The following is a 15,370-nucleotide window of genomic DNA, read 5'->3' as shown; positions in this document are numbered from 1 at the left end:
CAGCGGAATTCGTTGACTGCTTTTTTGTATGCTGATTTGGTAATTCTGTGGTTTTAATGCTGCATTAATGCTTCTATTTCTGTGATGGTTTTGGGTACGGAAGCGGTAAGGACTTCGTTGCCTGTTTCGGTAACGAGGACGTTGTCTTCTATGCGGATGCCGATGTTATGGAATGCGGATGGTATATCATCGGCAGCGCTGATGTACAAGCCGGGTTCGACTGTGGTTACCATACCAGGCTGTAACAGGATGGGCTGTTCTTTTTCATCAAAGCGGCCTCCAACATCATGAACATCCAAACCAAGCCAGTGGCCGAGGCCATGCATGTAAAAACGCCGGTAGGCTTGTGTTTCGATGTTCTGTTCCAGGCTGCCATGCAGGATACGCAAATCTATTAGCCCCTGAGTCAGCATGCTGATGGCTGTGGCGCTGATGGTTTGCCAGTTGGCCTGTTTGACGGTAGCGGCAATGCTGGCCTGATTAGCGGCCAGTACGATGTCGTAAATATCTTTTTGCGCGCTATTGAAGCGGCCGCTGATGGGGAAGGTACGGCTGATGTCACCTGCATACATCTGGTATTCGGCACCGGCATCTATCATGAGTAGTTCGTTGTGCTGAAGCTGGCAGTTATTGCTGACGTAATGCAGGCAGCAGGCATTTCTGCCACTGGCGACGATGCTGTTATATGAGGGATAGCGTGCTCCGCGCTGCATGAATTCGTGCAGGATTTCGGCTTCTATCTGATATTCATATTGTCCCGGGCGGGTGGTCTGCATGGCGCGGATATGTGCTTGTGCGCTGATTTCGGCTGCCGTGCGCATTAATGCCTGTTCATGCTGATCTTTGATGAGCCGCATTGGGTCGAGTATGGTGGCAAGATTGACCATGCTGTCTGGTGCGAGGGTGCTGCCATTGGCGCTGCGATAGTTGGCGATGCGGGCAACTTCGTACCATAATTCGATTAGTTTCGGGTCGTTTTCAGGATACAAACCCCATAGGGCAAAAAGGCGGCGATGGCCGGGCAGGGCATTTCTGAGATAAGTCGGCCATTGGCTGATGTCGTCGGTGGCATCGAAAGCAAATATTTCCCGTGCTGCTGTGTGGCCATAGCGAAAGCCATTCCAGATTTCTTGTTTGGGGTCTTTATTGCGGCACAGCAGGGTAGCGCTGTGTTCACGGCCATTCAGTATCAGTGCGGCACCGGTTTCGGGAAAGCCGGTCAGGTAATGAAAATAGCTGTCTTGCCGGAAAGGATATTCTGTATCGTTGCTGCGGCGCTGTTCCGGTGCAGCGAAAAGAATGGCAATGCCATCTTCGCCGATTTTTTCCAGCACTTTCTGACGACGTTGCTGGTAAATGGTGATGTCGATATCCATGGTTAGTATTTCTCCTTGCTGCTGTTGTGGCGAGCTGTTTGTATTTGTTGAGCCAGCCAGAGTGCCAGTGCTGCGCCGGTTAGGTTGGCGATTGCATCCATTATATCGCCTTCGCGGGTGGTGAATAGTGCCTGAATGGTTTCGCTGGCTGCTGCCCAGATGATTGCTGTGATGATGAACAGGCGCTGTGGTATGGTAATGCTGGCACTGAAGCAGGCTTTGGCCAGTAGCCAGAACTGTCCGAAAAATAAACCTAGGTGGCAGATTTTGTCGAATTGTGGAATGGGTACTGGATTGCCGCTGGATTTGAAAAACAGAAAGTAGATGCTGGCTATAAACCAGCAGATGGCTAGTAATAGCCATTTGTTTATATATGCTGCTTTCATGTTAAATCTGTTTCGTTTAGCCATTGCTGGCATAGGGAAGCCAGTCGGATAAATTTGTTGCCACGCTGCTGGAAGAGCTGCTGCCATTGCTGCACGGTATGTGCATCTGGTGCTTGATCAAGGCTGCATTCGTTTAACCAAAAATCGAGAACTTCGGCACATTCTCCGGCTGAAGCTGTTTGGAAAAGTTGGGTTGTGGCTTGCATGAATCTGAAGATGATGAGGGTTGTTAAGCTGTAAGTAATAAAAAACGGACTGGATTGCAGTCCGTTTGGTTTTATTCTGTTTCCAGTACGGCGGTGGTATACACGTTCTGGACATCATCCAGATCTTCAAGTGCATCCAGAAGCCGCTGCATTTTTTCTGCTTCGGTTCCTGCCAGTACGGTTTCGTTGACTGGGCGCATGGTTACTTCGCCATCTGCGGCATGAAAGCCGGCTGCTTCCAGTGCTTCTTTGACGCTGCTGTACTGATAAGGTTCGGTAATAACTTCTTTGGAACCGTCCTCTTGAATGATAACGTCTTCGGCGCCTGCTTCCAGTGCGGCTTCCATTAAGCTGTCTTCGTCTACATCCGGGCTGAAGAGCAGATAGCCCTGATGGGTAAACTGGAATGCTACGGAACCATCGGTGCCGAGATTGCCACCGTGTTTGGTAAATGCATGGCGTACGTCGGCAACGGTACGGGTTTTGTTGTCGGTGAGGCAGTCTACCATGACCGCTGCGCCGCCGATGCCATAGCCTTCGTAACGCAGTTCTACATATTCAACACCTTCGAGATTGCCTGTTCCTTTGTCTATTGCGCGCTGTATGTTGTCTTTGGGCATGTTGGCATCGGTGGCTTTATCCATCGCCAGACGCAGGCGTGGATTGGCGTTTGGATCTCCGCCACCGAGTCTGGCGGCAATGGTAATTTCTTTAATTAGACGGGTGAATATTTTGCCGCGTTTGGCGTCCTGACGTCCTTTACGATGCTGGATATTGGCCCACTTGCTGTGTCCTGCCATTTTTAAATCCTTTTTGTGATGATTTTATTGCGTTAAAACAAAGCCAAAGCTTGCGGCTTTGGCAGGTGTGAACGCCATCAAATAATTGAAATATGGTATTAATTTTACCATATTGCTTTTTTATTGAGTAGGCTGCTATCTGGTTTGTATAAATGGTGGGGTAATCTTAAGCTATTTTGTGCTGTTGCTTTGCCAGTGCTTTAGCCATGCGATGCAGCCGGCATGGATGATGGTGTAGGTTTCGTTAAAGTTGCCGCTGAAATAGGGGTCAGGTACGTAATCGTATTCGCTGTCTGGAAGTAAATCGGTAATTTTATAGACTTTGTCACGGCTACTGCTGCCAAAAATACGTGATAAATCCTGTAGATTTTTGTCATCCATGGCTATGATGTGATCGTAAATGGCGATATCTTCCGGTCTTACTTCGCTGCTTTGGAAACCATGAGTGTTGATGTTGTGCGCATGCAGGATGTTTTTGCTGCCTTGATGCATGTCTTCGCCGTTATGCCAGCCAGACGTACCGGCGCTGGCAATTTCAATCTGTTTACTAAGGCCTTTTTGGGTTACCAGATCACGCAGAACATATTCAGCCATGGGAGAGCGGCAGATGTTACCTAAACAGACAAATAATACTTTGGTTGCAGGCATATCAATGATTCCGTGGAAAAAGGGGATTGTGTCCTGCCATGTTGATGGACTGGGCATAATTGGGCAGTTCATTCTCTGTGCTGATGGGCTCGTGCAACAGGCGAATGTTTTCAACATGGCACTCGGCCAGTAAGTCGATGAAGTTTTGGATTATGCTGTCGATGTTATCAGCCTGAGTAAGTGGCCAGCAGAAAATTTGTGGCTGTAGTTCAAATGCGCTGTCGGTAGCGTTGAAGCCAAACAGGATGTTTCCGCCTTCCTGTGCTGCGATAACTACACCTACGCGCGGACTTTGCAGGCGTATTGCGCGGATGGCGTTGGTGGTAAATACGTCGCAGGCCATGCGTAAGCGCATGGCATTGCCTGAACGTAAGGCATTCAGGGGAGATTGCGGAGAAAGTGGGTTGGTGAACAGAGTAGCACCGGCGGTAGTAAGATGGGTCTGCCAGACTTGCATCAGGGGCAGGGCTGTATCTGCCAGATTGCTGTTTAAGGCAGGCTGGATGTCTGTGCTGGCAAAACCTAAGGCGTAAAAGGTCTGCACTGATTGCCCGCTTTCTACCAGCAGCGGTGAATATGGTAACTGGCTGAGGAAGTCGGCGGCAATTTGTGGGTTTTGTTTGGCTGCAAACCACTGGCTGGCTTTGATATGGCTCAGGGTTGTGTCATTGATGAGATGGGCAGCCCAGTGAATTTTATTCCAGACTTCAGATTGGGGCTGGTTTTTAAAGGTTTCGGCAATGGCTGCGGCGGGTATGGTTTCGGGCAGGCGGATATTTTCTTTGGCACCACCTACTACTATTACGGGTAGAGCCAGCCATTGTACTTCGGTCTGGTTTTGCGCCTGTAATACTGTTTCCATGGTGTTCCATAGGATATTGTAAATATCGCTGTTGGCAGCCATAGCCAGTGCTACTGAGAGGTTGGTGTAGTGATTTTGTGCCAGCATTCGAGTGATTTCTGTCTGCAGGCTTTCGCGGGCGAGGGTGGTTTGGGCTTTTGATGTAGATGTTACCAGACTGGCTGCATGAAGTAACAGTTCGTTTTTAACGTGGTCATCTGGAAATGCACGTGTATCTGGTAGGCAGTGATGTGTGTTCATGATGTTGGATCAATTTTAGTAGACTTGTGTAAAGGCGCTATTGTAGCAAATAAGCTTCAGCTGAAAAGAATATGCTGATCCGGCTGTATGTGTTTGTTTGCCGGTGTAAGTTGATTTGGGCGACAGGCTGGCTTGAAACTGGATTGTGCTGCCCTTATTTTGAATTTACAACAATCATTTTTGGGTACTTTGAGAAAGATTATGAAACAGACACACAGTTTCCAGACTGAAGTAAAACAGTTATTACAGTTGATGATTCATTCTTTATACAGTAATAAAGAAATTTTTTTGCGTGAGCTGATTTCTAATGCAGCGGATGCCTGCGACAAGTTGCGCTTTGAATCATTAAATGACGCTTCTTTGTTAGGGGATGATGCTGAATTCAGGATTACTGTTACTGCGGATGCAGAAGCTAAAACGGTTACGGTATCTGATAATGGTATTGGTATGAATGAAGCGGATGTGATTGAACATCTGGGTACGATTGCCAAATCCGGTACTAAAGCATTTCTGGAAAAGCTGACTGGTGATGATAAGAAAGATGCTAATCTGATTGGTCAGTTTGGGGTGGGCTTTTATTCTGCATTTATTGTAGCAGACAAGGTAACGGTTGAAAGTCGTAAGGCTGGTGTGGCTGAGAATGAGGCAGTGCGCTGGGTTAGCGCTGGTGACGGTGAGTTTACTGTTGAACCCATCAGTAAGGCTAAGCGTGGTACTGATATCATTCTGCATCTGAAGGAAGATGAGAAGGATTTGTTGTCTGACTGGACTTTACGCCGGATTGTGACTACATACAGTGACCATATTTCTGTGCCGATTTATATGAAGAAAGCGCCGGAATATGATGATGAAGGTAATGTAAAACATTCGGATGAGCTAGAGGTTGTAAATCAGGCTCAGGCTTTGTGGCAACGGCAGAAAAATGAAATTACTGATGAGCAGTATCAGACTTTTTATCGTCATGTATCGCATGATTATGATGATGCTCTGGCGTGGACGCATTTTCGTGTAGAGGGCAGGCATGAATATACTGGGTTGTTGTATGTGCCTAAACATGCGCCGTTTGATTTGTATGAGCGCGAGCCTAAGCATGGGGTGCAGTTGTATGTTAAACGTGTGTTTATTATGGATGATGCGAAAAAGCTGATGCCATCTTATCTGCGTTTTATCCGCGGGGTGATTGACAGCAGTGATTTGCCGCTGAATGTATCGCGTGAAATTTTGCAGGAAAGCCGTGATCTGGACGCTATTCGTTCAGGTAGTGTGAAAAAGGTATTGTCTTTACTGGAAGACCTGAAGAAAAACCAGCCGGAGAAATATGCTGAATTCTGGCAGGTATTCGGTAATACGCTAAAAGAAGGTATTGCTGAAGATTATAATAATAAAGATAAAATTGCTGGTTTGTGTCGTTTTGCCTCTACGCATAATGACAGCAATGAGCAGAATGTCACGCTGGCCGATTATATTAGCCGCATGAAGGAGGGGCAGGAAAAGATCTATTATATTACTGCCGATAGTTATGCTGCTGCCAAGAATAGCCCGCATCTGGAAATCTTCTTGAAAAAAGGTGTTGAGGTATTGCTGCTCACTGACCGTGTCGATGAATGGGTGGTAAACAGTCTGCCAGAATTTGATGGTAAGGCGTTGGTGAGTGTGGCCAAGGGTTCACTTGATTTGGGTAATCTGGCCGATGAGGAAGAAAAAGCGGCACAGGCTAAAACTGAAGAAGACAATAAGGACTTGGTTGAGCAGATTAAGGCTGCTTTGGGTGATAAAGTAGATGCTGTGCGAGCAACAGCACGTCTGACTGAAAGCCCTGCCTGTCTGGTGGTTGGTGAGCATGATATGAGCCAGCATCTGGCTCGTATGCTGGAAGCTTCTGGCGCAGCAGGACAGCTTCCGCACACCAAGCCTACGCTGGAAATTAATCCGGAACATCCGCTGATTAAGAAGATTGCAGCAGAACAGGACGAAACGCATCGTAATGAGCTGGCGGAGCTGGTGTATGATCAGGCGCTGCTGGCCGAAGGCGGCAAACTGGAAAATCCGGCTGCCTTTGTGAAACGCATGAATCATTTGTTGCTGACGTTAAACCAGTAAAGCTGTTTGTATGGTTTATAAAGGCTGTCTCATCTGAGGCAGCCTTTTTTATTGCTGTTTGAATAGTTGTTTTATTGACGGGGCTTATGGCAGGGTGGTATGGCATAAGGTAGATAAATTCAATTATTTATTTTGCTGTGATTATAATGTTTTTCTGAGAAGCGTAGCTTGATAATAAAGCTTTAATAAGTTCAAAAGTATGATTAGTGGTTATAAGATTGCATACTATTTTTATTGCTCAGATATGTTAGTTCAACACAGGTTTATAGTTTCAGAAGCTGTTTTATAAAATAAAATGTAAAGAAATTTTTGATTAAATTATTTTAATATATTTATATTAATAAAACAGGTTAAAATAATAAATTGCGTTAAAAATTTGTATTTTATTTCTAAAATTATTATTTTTTGTTAAATATAATATTAGGATTTTTTTTGAGTTGTATATTAAAAGGTCATTTATGGATAACGGTACTGAAAAGAATTTTGATTTCGCCAATTGGGGGCTTAGTAAGGCATGGCAGTTCAGATTCGAATTTTTTGAGGAGAATGGTTTACCAAAATTAAAATCAACTGCTCAATACAAAGAAAATTTTAAAGCTTTATCAGTTGGGCGGAGGATTACATTAAACTGTAATTTTTGGGCAGCTTTTTTCGGACCTTTTTATTTTTTATTTTTAGGTATGTGGCGTAAAGCAATAACGCTAGTGTTGTTCTTGTTTACTATTAAGCTGGTTTTAGTTATCAGTGGAGTAAATAACAATATTACCAGCTGTGCTTATGCTGCTTTGTCAATGACAATTGCTAATCCGGCCTATTATTTACATAGAGTAAAAAAATCCAAATCCTTTAATATATTTGAGGGATTGTTTTAATAGCTTGAGCAAGATGTTACTGATAACGGCTATCTGTCGTGTTCTTGGGAATGCCTTATTTAGCCGTTTTATTTATTGTCTATTTTGAAAAATATAAGTTTTGCTGATGATATTCATGGAGAACTCAGAGGGCTTGTACTGGAGAATGTGCAGCATAGGTGTAATTAATTAGATTACGTAAGTTGTATGCTGTAAATTTTAGTATATCTTTCAAGTTGTTGATTGAATTTCTGCTCTAATTTCAGACAATATTTGCCACTGCTAAATAAGCTGTTATTTATATTTGTTACGGTTAAATCCTGATATGGAAGTATGAAATAGCAGCTTCATGGTTGTTACTATTGAAGCTGCTATTATATACGATTAAGCATGGGCTTATTTATTTGCCTGTGCTTTTTTATGATATGCCTGAATAATATACACCAGAATTAGAAAAGCCAGAAAAGGGATACCAAATAATAATGTGGCATGGAATATCGGTGTAAACCAGGTAGTAATCATGATACTGATGATGGCAATCAAACCCGCCAGTGTAATGAATGGAAATCCTGGTACCCGGAATTTAGGTGTTTGCTGTTGCCGTTGCATACGCAGGCGAAAACACAGATGCGTCAGAAATACTGCACCCCAGCTGAACAGCGCCCCAAACATGGACAGGGCGATCATAATGGGGAAGGCGGTTTCTGGGTTAAATACATAAACCAGCGCAGCCACGGCAATGCCGGCAGAAGATAAAGCCAGTGCATTAAGCGGTACACCATTGTTTTTTACTTTACCGAATATTTGTGGTGCTTCGTTGGCACGAGACAGGCTGAACATCATGCGGGTGGCTATGTAAAGCATGCTGTTCATGGCTGAAAGTGCGGCCACAATGACAATAAAGTTAAGTATGCTGTCGGCAAAGGGTATGCCTACGTTTTGCATTACGGTTACAAACGGACTGGTGCTGCTTTCTTGAATCAGTTCGCGCCAAGGTACCAGCATGACAATCAGGCTGAGTGCCAGCAGGTAAAATATCAGCAGTCGTGCCAGTGTGCCTTTGAATGCAGTTTTTACGGCTTGTTCGGGATTGGTGGCTTCGCCTGCGGCTATGGCAATCATTTCGATACCCAGATAGCTGAATATGGAAATAATAACGCCAGTCCATATGCCGGAAAATCCATTTGGAGCAAAGCCGCCGCTAAAAAGATTTTGTTCAATCCTGCTGATATTGCCTTGTGACAGTAATACGCTTATCGCCAGCACGATAAATACCATGATGGCAAAAATCTTGATGGTAGAAAACCAGTACTCTACTGAACCGAATGCTTTAACACTATAGGCATTGACGCCAATCAGGCTACAGGAAAACAGTGCAATCCATATCCATGAATTCACTTGTGGAAACCAGAATTTCATGTATTCGGCAATAGCGGTTACTTCCGTGCCCACTGCCAGTACGATACATGCCCAGTAACTGTAACGTACCAGAAAGCCGGCCAGTGGGTGCAGATAAAATTCGGCATAGGCGCCAAAAGAGCCGGAAGTAGGGTGCTGGACAGTCATTTCAGCCAGACAACCCATCATCGCCAGTGCAATCAGCCCGCCTATGGCATAGCTGATAATTACGGCCGGCCCGGCAAAGCCTATGGCAAATTTGCTGCCCAGAAACAGCCCTGTACCTATCGCGCCACCAATGGCAATCATACTCATCTGGCTGGCCGACAGTTTTTTGTGTAACCCCGTTTCACGCGATTGGATACGCTCGAAATTACCCATCGTTTTTCCTTATGATGAGAAGCACAAGCCGAGCAGAATATTCACGCTCGGCCTGTAACTATCTGAGTTGAAAATGAAAATCAGGTTACTTGCCCGCGCGTATGAAACTGAGGCTGTGCCCATTCCTGATTGTGTAGTACTTGTTTCAAGTGTTGCACAGCTTGCCAGATATCGACATGGCTCAGGTACAGGGGAGTTACGCCAAGGCGAATGACCTCAGGTTCGCGATAATCACCAATCACTCCGCGGGCGATCAGTGCCTGAACTACGGCATAACCATGCGGATGACGCAGGCTGACATGGCTGCCACGGTGTGTATGTTCCCGTGGGGTAATTAGGGTCAGGTCAAAGCCTGCGCATTCCTGTTCGGTTAGTGCAATCAGTAAATCAGTTAGTTGCAGGGATTTGCGCCGCAGGGCGTGCATATCAGTCTGTAAAAAGATATCTACGCCACTTTCTATCAGACTCATGGAGACAATCGGCTGTGTACCGCATAAGTAGCGGCGTATGTTGTCAGCAGGCGTATAGTTGACGGCCATATCGAAAGGTTTTGCGTGTCCCCACCAGCCGGAAAGAGGCTGGCTGAATGCAGTCTGGTAACGCTGATGTACCCACAACATGGCTGGTGCACCGGGGCCGCCATTCAGGTATTTATAGGTGCAGCCAATGGCAAAATCGCTGTTGCTGCCATTTAAGTCAATGGGGACGGCGCCAATTGAGTGGCACAGATCCCAGATGAGTAATGCGCCATGGGCGTGTACCAGTTCATTGGTTGCAGCCATATCATGCAGGTAGCCGGTGCGGTAATTAACATGTGATAGCACGACAACGGCGGTATGCTGATTAATGCTGGTAGCCAGATCAGCAGGGGTGTCGATTAAATGAAGTTGATAACCCTGATTAATCAGAGCTATAAAACCTTCAATCATGTAAATATCGGTGGGAAAGGAGTCACGTTCGGCAATAATAATTTTACGGGTATTGTCATTATTCTGCTGAATGTGTACCGCAGCAGCCAGAACTTTGAACAGGTTCAGGCTGGTGGTATCGGTAACTACAGTTTCATTTTCCTGTGCACCAATCAGGCGGCTGATTTTGTTACCTAGCCGTACTGGTAAATCCCACCAGCCAGCCTTGTTCCAGCTATTAATTAAATCTGTACCCCATTGCTGATTAATCACAGCCTGAGCCCGTTCTGCTGCCTGTTTGGGTTTGGCACCGAGAGAATTACCATCCAGATAAATAACTCCTTGTGGTAATTCGAACTGATTTTTTAGTGACGCCAGAGTGTCGGCGGCATCCCATTGCTGACATTGTTCTAGTGTAATCATTTTGTGCAGGTAGAATTTGGAAAATGAATAGTGTACAGAATTGTTGCCAATCATGGAGAATAAATTTTAAATTAATTTATCAAAATGATTGTATTTATAAATCTGCGTAAATACAGTTATATAAAATGCTAATGGCGTTCTGATTAATACCATATGCCGGTTTTATTCTGCTGAAGTTCTGTTATTACCGAATTTTAATGCCTGTGCCAGTATGCCCATAACCAGAATGATGGCTGCTAGTATGCTGGTGTAAATTACTTCATGCTTATAGGTTCCCTCGATAATCATGGTGATGATGGAGGCGATAATTAGTCCGATAACCAGATAGGTCAGCCAAGGGAAGCACCACATTTTGAATGTGAGTGTCTGTCCCTCTTTTTCTAGTTTTTTACGTAAAAATAATTGTGAGAAGCTGATGGCCAGATAAACATACAGGGCAATGGTGCCGGTGGCAGTCAGTAGTACATCATAAACGTTCATTTTGGCAGTAGCAGTCAGGTAAACGGCAAACAGGGTAAAGATACAGGAAATGAGCACGCCGATTTGAGGGCTACCATTTTTCGAGATATAGGTCATTATCCGGTGTGCGTCGCCACGTTTGGCCAGTGAGTACAACATACGTGAGCAGGTATACAGAGCTGAGTTAAAGCAGCTCAGTACTGAGGTAAGTACAACAAAATTCACAATATGGCGAGCTTGCGGAATACCTAAAGAGGTTAATACTACACTGTATGTGCCCCATGTAGGGTCGCTCAGGTGTGGGTCATTGTAGGGAATCAGGCATACAGTAATGAAAATCGAACCAACGTAAAACAGGATAATACGCCAGACCACGGATTTAGTGGCTTTGCGAATTTCTGTAGCCGGATGGCTGGATTCTGCTGCGGCAACGGTAACTATTTCAGCTCCTATATAGGCGAACATTACCCCTAGTAGTGCGGTAATAACCGCAGATATGCCGTGAGGCATAAACCCTTGATTGCTTAAATGCGACCAACCTTTAGCATCGGCCTGTCCCCACGGCCATAGGTGCATAATGGCCAGACTGCCCACAATCAGAAACAGAACGATGGCTACTACTTTGATTAAGGCAAACCAGAATTCAAATTCACCGTAATTTTTGACATCCATCAGGTTAATGATAACTAATGCTATTGTTACTGCCAGCATGTAGCCCCAGATGGGTACCATCGGAAACCAGTTATTAAGAATTTTACCGGCTACATAAGCTTCCCAGCCCATGAGCAGTGCCCAGAAGTACCAGTATAACCAGCCAATGCTGAAACCTGCCCAGCGACCGATAGCGATATCGGCATAGGTAGAGAAAGAGCCGCTGTCTGGATGGGCAACAGCCATTTCACCGAGCATGCGCATAATCAGCATAACCAGTATGCCACCGGCGCCATAGGCAAGAATGGCGGCTGGTCCGGTATGGTAGATTACAGGTCCGGAGCCAATAAATAATGCGCCACCGATGACACCGGCGATGGATATCATGGTCAGATGGCGTGTTTTAAGTCCGTTTTTGAGTGTGGATGATGTACTCAAAGTGTTCTCCTCTGTGGTAGTAAAGGCCGGACTGGCAATCTGGAATGAGCAGATTGCAGTCGGCAGTCGGCACTCCTGATTTATGCAGGGCATTCAGGATTTTTTTTGCCGGTGCAGCATGGAATCTGAGCAGCACCGTATGTAGATGCTGCCACAGATTCTAGGTTTACTGGTCTATGCCAGCAAGAAGTACATATTTGATTTCAACGTAATCTTCAATGCCGTATTTGGAACCTTCACGTCCAAGACCAGATTGCTTAACTCCGCCAAACGGAGCTGCTTCATTTGAAAGCAGGCCGGTATTGATGGCCACCATGCCATAGTCCAGATTTTCGCTGACACGCACAATCCGGCCGATGTCACGGCTATAGAAATAGCTGGCCAATCCGAATTCGGTATCATTTGCCCAGTTAATTACTTCTTCTTCGGTTTCAAAGCGGAATACCGGTGCCAGCGGGCCGAAAGTTTCTTCGCGGGCAACTTTCATCTGTTGAGTAACGTTTTTCAGTAAGGTAGGCTGAAAGAACAGTTCACCATGATGATCTGCTGTCCCGCCGGTAACGATTTCTGCACCTTTGCCAACGGCATCAGTAATGTGTTCCTGAACTTTGTTGACTGCACTTGCGTCAATCAGTGGGCCAACAGTTACACCTTGTTCCAGCCCATTGCCGATTTTCAGTTTGGCAATAGCCTGTGCCAGTTTGGTAATAAACTGGTCGTATACTGCGCTTTGTACATATATGCGGTTGGCGCAGACACAGGTTTGACCGGCATTACGGAATTTGGAAATCATGGCACCTTCAACTGCTGCATCGATATCAGCATCATTAAAGACAATGAAAGGTGCATTACCGCCCAGCTCCATGGAGATTTTTTTTACGGTGCTGGCGCATTGGGCAATCAGTTTGCGACCTACTTCGGTGGAACCGGTGAAGCTGAATTTTTTAACCCGGTCGTCTTCGGTTAATACCTTGCCAATTTCACTTGAGCTGCCGGTAATCACATTTATCACACCTGCAGGAATACCGGCGCGCTGTGCCAGCTCGGCGATGGCCAGTGCTGATAGTGGTGTTTGTGAAGCAGGGCGAATAACAAAAGTACAGCCCGCTGCCAGAGCTGGTGCAATTTTGCGTGTTATCATTGCGTTTGGAAAGTTCCACGGGGTAATCGCTGCACATACGCCGATGGGCTGCTTTAATACCATGATCCGTTTGTCGTTTGCCGGAGCAGGAATGGTGTCACCATAAATGCGTTTGGCTTCTTCTGCATACCATTCCAGATAGGAAGCACCATAAGCAATTTCGCCTTTGGCTTCAGCCAGTGGCTTCCCCTGTTCTGAAGTCAGTATGATGCCCAGATCTTCCTGATGTTGCATCATCAGTTCAAACCAGCGGCGCAGCAGATTGCTGCGTTCTTTGGCTGATTTAGCCTGCCATGGTTTCAGTGCCTGATGAGCTGCTGCTACGGCACGTTCTGTTTCTGCTGCGCCCATTCGGGGCACATCTGCCAGATTGTCTCCATTAGCCGGATTAATCACAGAAATAACTGCGCCGTTATCGGCGTCCAGCCATTGACCATTTATATAGCACTGTGTTTTTAATAGTGCAGAATCATGCAATTGCATAGGTTTTTCCCAAAGTAACTGAAACAGACACAACAGGCTGCCAGTAAACCAGTTTGTATTGGCAGCCTCCAGACACTGGATATTATTGAGCTTGATACAGGGCGGCTTCAAGAATATTCAGTGCTTCATCAAACACGTTGTCTTCGATGGTTAACGGATACAGGCAGCGAATCACGTTGTAGTACTGGCCGCAGGTCAGAATCATCAGGCCGTTTTCTAGTGCCAGTTGCTGTACTTTTTTGGTCATTTCAGGGTTTGGTTCGGTACTACCCGGTTTGATTAGTTCCATGGCAACCATTGAACCGGGACCGCGTACTTCGGCAATAGCCGGAATGGATTGTTTCAGGCGGTTGAAGCGTTCCTTTAGCCGGTTACCCAGAATATTGGCGCGTTCACATAATTGTTCTTCTTCTATAACATCGATAACGGCATCGGCAGCAGCCAGTCCCAGTGGACTGCCGGCATAAGTACCTCCGAGACCACCAACTACAGGGGCGTTCATGATGGCCTCCTTGCCCACTACTCCAGACAAGGGAAAACCACCGGCCAGAGATTTGGCAATAGTCATCAAATCTGGCTGTACGCCGGTCAGTTCGGTGGCAAACAGTTTGCCGCAGCGGGCAAAGCCAGACTGGATTTCATCAAAAATGAGTACAATTCCATGTTCATCAGCCAACTGGCGTAAGGCGTGCAGGAATTCGTTTGGTGTGACATTAAAGCCGCCTTCACCCTGTACCACTTCGATAATGATTGCAGCAACATCACTGGCAGCCAGATGGCATTTGAAGATATTGTGCAGACCATGTAGCGCATCTTCTACACTAACGCCATGTAAGGCGTTGGGATAGGGAGCATGCACGATGTCGGCCGGAAATGGTCCGAAATCCACTTTATAAGGGGCAATTTTACCGGTTAAGGCCATAGTCAGATTGGTTCGCCCGTGAAAAGCACCATTAAATGCAATTACACCACGTCTTTTGGTATAGGCGCGTGCAATTTTAATGGCATTTTCAACTGCTTCAGCTCCGGAGGTCACAAACATGGTGCGTTTATCACCGGCAATGGGAGCGCGGGCATTGATTTTTTCTGCTACTTTGGCATACAGCTCATACGGCACGGTATTAAAGCAGGTATGTGAAAATTTCTGTAGCTGGGCAGCCACTGCCTGTTGCACTTTAGGATGTAGATGGCCGGTGTTCAGAACGCCAATTCCGCCGGCAAAATCGATATAACGCTTGCCTTCAGGAGTCCAGAACTCGGCATTTTTGGCATGGTCAATGTAAAAATCACACATAAAGCCGACACCACGAGGGGCGGCAGCAAGTTGACGTTGGCGGACGTTGTTTGTTTGATTCATAATTTCTCTCCAGAAAAATGTAGACCGGCATAAGCAGGTATAGTGTGCATACAATCGGTATGATGTGCGTTGTAACAATATAATCAGCTGGCTGAAATCAGTCAGTCAAGCAGGGGCAACAGCCTTATTCTGGCAAGTTACGGGATTAAATTTATGCTGTCAATCCGGCCAGAGAGAGTACTGTAGCATAGATTATAGGCAAAAATGTCATATCAATAAGATTAAATGATTTTGATGCCATGAGTATTGGCAACTTGTATTA

The 15,370-nt window shown here is 45.8% G+C and carries 13 protein-coding genes; 2 read left to right on the top strand and 11 right to left on the bottom strand.

The genetic code is table 11. The annotated features are described in order from the left end of the window. Positions 1-53 precede the first annotated feature (53 nt). From BHC51_RS03575 to BHC51_RS03550, 6 genes are all read right to left on the bottom strand, one after another. Entirely contained in the window at positions 54-1,376 is a 1,323-nt protein-coding gene (locus BHC51_RS03575; protein ID WP_100153333.1) for an aminopeptidase P N-terminal domain-containing protein, read from the bottom strand. A 2-nt stretch (positions 1,377-1,378) separates the two neighbouring features. Then, complete coding sequence (locus BHC51_RS03570; protein ID WP_100153332.1) at positions 1,379-1,762, bottom strand: hypothetical protein; 384 nt, start codon at positions 1,760-1,762, stop codon at positions 1,379-1,381. Next, positions 1,759-1,968: a dioxygenase gene (locus BHC51_RS03565; RefSeq protein ID WP_100100255.1), complete on the bottom strand. Its 210-nt coding sequence runs from the start codon at positions 1,966-1,968 to the stop codon at positions 1,759-1,761. The genes BHC51_RS03570 and BHC51_RS03565 overlap by 4 nt, the downstream gene beginning before the upstream one ends. Positions 1,969-2,039: 71 nt before the next feature. Continuing rightward, entirely contained in the window at positions 2,040-2,768 is a 729-nt protein-coding gene (locus BHC51_RS03560) for a YebC/PmpR family DNA-binding transcriptional regulator (RefSeq protein WP_100100256.1), read from the bottom strand. Between the two features lie 171 nt (positions 2,769-2,939). Continuing rightward, positions 2,940-3,416 carry a low molecular weight protein-tyrosine-phosphatase gene (locus BHC51_RS03555; protein ID WP_100153331.1) on the bottom strand — a complete coding sequence of 159 codons (477 nt, stop codon included), beginning with the start codon at positions 3,414-3,416 and terminating at the stop codon, positions 2,940-2,942. A gap of 1 nt (position 3,417) precedes the next feature. Next, the gene (locus BHC51_RS03550) at positions 3,418-4,518 is read right to left on the bottom strand and encodes a conjugal transfer protein (protein WP_100153330.1); all 1,101 of its coding nucleotides are present in this window, start codon (positions 4,516-4,518) and stop codon (positions 3,418-3,420) included. 201 nt (positions 4,519-4,719) lie between these two features. Here BHC51_RS03550 and htpG point away from each other — a divergent pair, with 201 nt between their 5' ends. After that, a complete protein-coding gene (gene htpG / locus BHC51_RS03545) occupies positions 4,720-6,618 on the top strand; it encodes a molecular chaperone HtpG (protein WP_100153344.1) in 1,899 nt (632 codons plus the stop codon). 458 nt (positions 6,619-7,076) lie between these two features. Beyond that, positions 7,077-7,490: a DUF2628 domain-containing protein gene (locus BHC51_RS03540; RefSeq protein WP_100153329.1), complete on the top strand. Its 414-nt coding sequence runs from the start codon at positions 7,077-7,079 to the stop codon at positions 7,488-7,490. Between the two features lie 375 nt (positions 7,491-7,865). Here BHC51_RS03540 and BHC51_RS03535 read toward each other — a convergent pair whose 3' ends face one another. The 5 genes from BHC51_RS03535 to gabT all read right to left on the bottom strand — a co-directional run bounded on the left by BHC51_RS03535 (position 7,866) and on the right by gabT (position 15,108). Next, complete coding sequence (locus tag BHC51_RS03535; RefSeq protein WP_100153328.1) at positions 7,866-9,248, bottom strand: amino acid permease; 1,383 nt, start codon at positions 9,246-9,248, stop codon at positions 7,866-7,868. An 80-nt stretch (positions 9,249-9,328) separates the two neighbouring features. Continuing rightward, positions 9,329-10,579, bottom strand: a complete 1,251-nt coding sequence (gene kynU, locus BHC51_RS03530) for a kynureninase (RefSeq protein ID WP_100123310.1) — start codon at positions 10,577-10,579, stop codon at positions 9,329-9,331. 162 nt (positions 10,580-10,741) lie between these two features. Continuing rightward, on the bottom strand, positions 10,742-12,220 hold the full coding sequence (locus BHC51_RS03525) for an amino acid permease (RefSeq protein ID WP_100123262.1): 1,479 nt from the start codon (positions 12,218-12,220) through the stop codon (positions 10,742-10,744). A 73-nt stretch (positions 12,221-12,293) separates the two neighbouring features. Continuing rightward, positions 12,294-13,751, bottom strand: a complete 1,458-nt coding sequence (gene gabD / locus BHC51_RS03520; RefSeq protein WP_100100304.1) for an NADP-dependent succinate-semialdehyde dehydrogenase — start codon at positions 13,749-13,751, stop codon at positions 12,294-12,296. A gap of 82 nt (positions 13,752-13,833) precedes the next feature. After that, positions 13,834-15,108: a 4-aminobutyrate--2-oxoglutarate transaminase gene (gene gabT / locus BHC51_RS03515; protein ID WP_100100265.1), complete on the bottom strand. Its 1,275-nt coding sequence runs from the start codon at positions 15,106-15,108 to the stop codon at positions 13,834-13,836. Positions 15,109-15,370 lie beyond the last annotated feature (262 nt).

This window comes from Snodgrassella alvi, assembly GCF_002777745.1.
Classification (GTDB): domain Bacteria; phylum Pseudomonadota; class Gammaproteobacteria; order Burkholderiales; family Neisseriaceae; genus Snodgrassella; species Snodgrassella alvi_D.
Note: the sequence above shows the minus strand (reverse complement) of the source record. Positions and strands in the feature narration are given on the sequence as shown.

What these genes read in the sequence shown, in the direction of transcription:
- BHC51_RS03575 (WP_100153333.1), bottom strand. Translation starts at nt 1,376, where the DNA reads ATGGATATCGACATCACCATTTACCAGCAACGTCGTCAGAAAGTGCTG.
- BHC51_RS03570 (WP_100153332.1), bottom strand. Translation starts at nt 1,762, where the DNA reads ATGAAAGCAGCATATATAAACAAATGGCTATTACTAGCCATCTGCTGG.
- BHC51_RS03565 (WP_100100255.1), bottom strand. Translation starts at nt 1,968, where the DNA reads ATGCAAGCCACAACCCAACTTTTCCAAACAGCTTCAGCCGGAGAATGT.
- BHC51_RS03560 (WP_100100256.1), bottom strand. Translation starts at nt 2,768, where the DNA reads ATGGCAGGACACAGCAAGTGGGCCAATATCCAGCATCGTAAAGGACGT.
- BHC51_RS03555 (WP_100153331.1), bottom strand. Translation starts at nt 3,416, where the DNA reads ATGCCTGCAACCAAAGTATTATTTGTCTGTTTAGGTAACATCTGCCGC.
- BHC51_RS03550 (WP_100153330.1), bottom strand. Translation starts at nt 4,518, where the DNA reads ATGAACACACATCACTGCCTACCAGATACACGTGCATTTCCAGATGAC.
- htpG (WP_100153344.1), top strand. Translation starts at nt 4,720, where the DNA reads ATGAAACAGACACACAGTTTCCAGACTGAAGTAAAACAGTTATTACAG.
- BHC51_RS03540 (WP_100153329.1), top strand. Translation starts at nt 7,077, where the DNA reads ATGGATAACGGTACTGAAAAGAATTTTGATTTCGCCAATTGGGGGCTT.
- BHC51_RS03535 (WP_100153328.1), bottom strand. Translation starts at nt 9,248, where the DNA reads ATGGGTAATTTCGAGCGTATCCAATCGCGTGAAACGGGGTTACACAAA.
- kynU (WP_100123310.1), bottom strand. Translation starts at nt 10,579, where the DNA reads ATGATTACACTAGAACAATGTCAGCAATGGGATGCCGCCGACACTCTG.
- BHC51_RS03525 (WP_100123262.1), bottom strand. Translation starts at nt 12,220, where the DNA reads ATGCCCTGCATAAATCAGGAGTGCCGACTGCCGACTGCAATCTGCTCA.
- gabD (WP_100100304.1), bottom strand. Translation starts at nt 13,751, where the DNA reads ATGCAATTGCATGATTCTGCACTATTAAAAACACAGTGCTATATAAAT.
- gabT (WP_100100265.1), bottom strand. Translation starts at nt 15,108, where the DNA reads ATGAATCAAACAAACAACGTCCGCCAACGTCAACTTGCTGCCGCCCCT.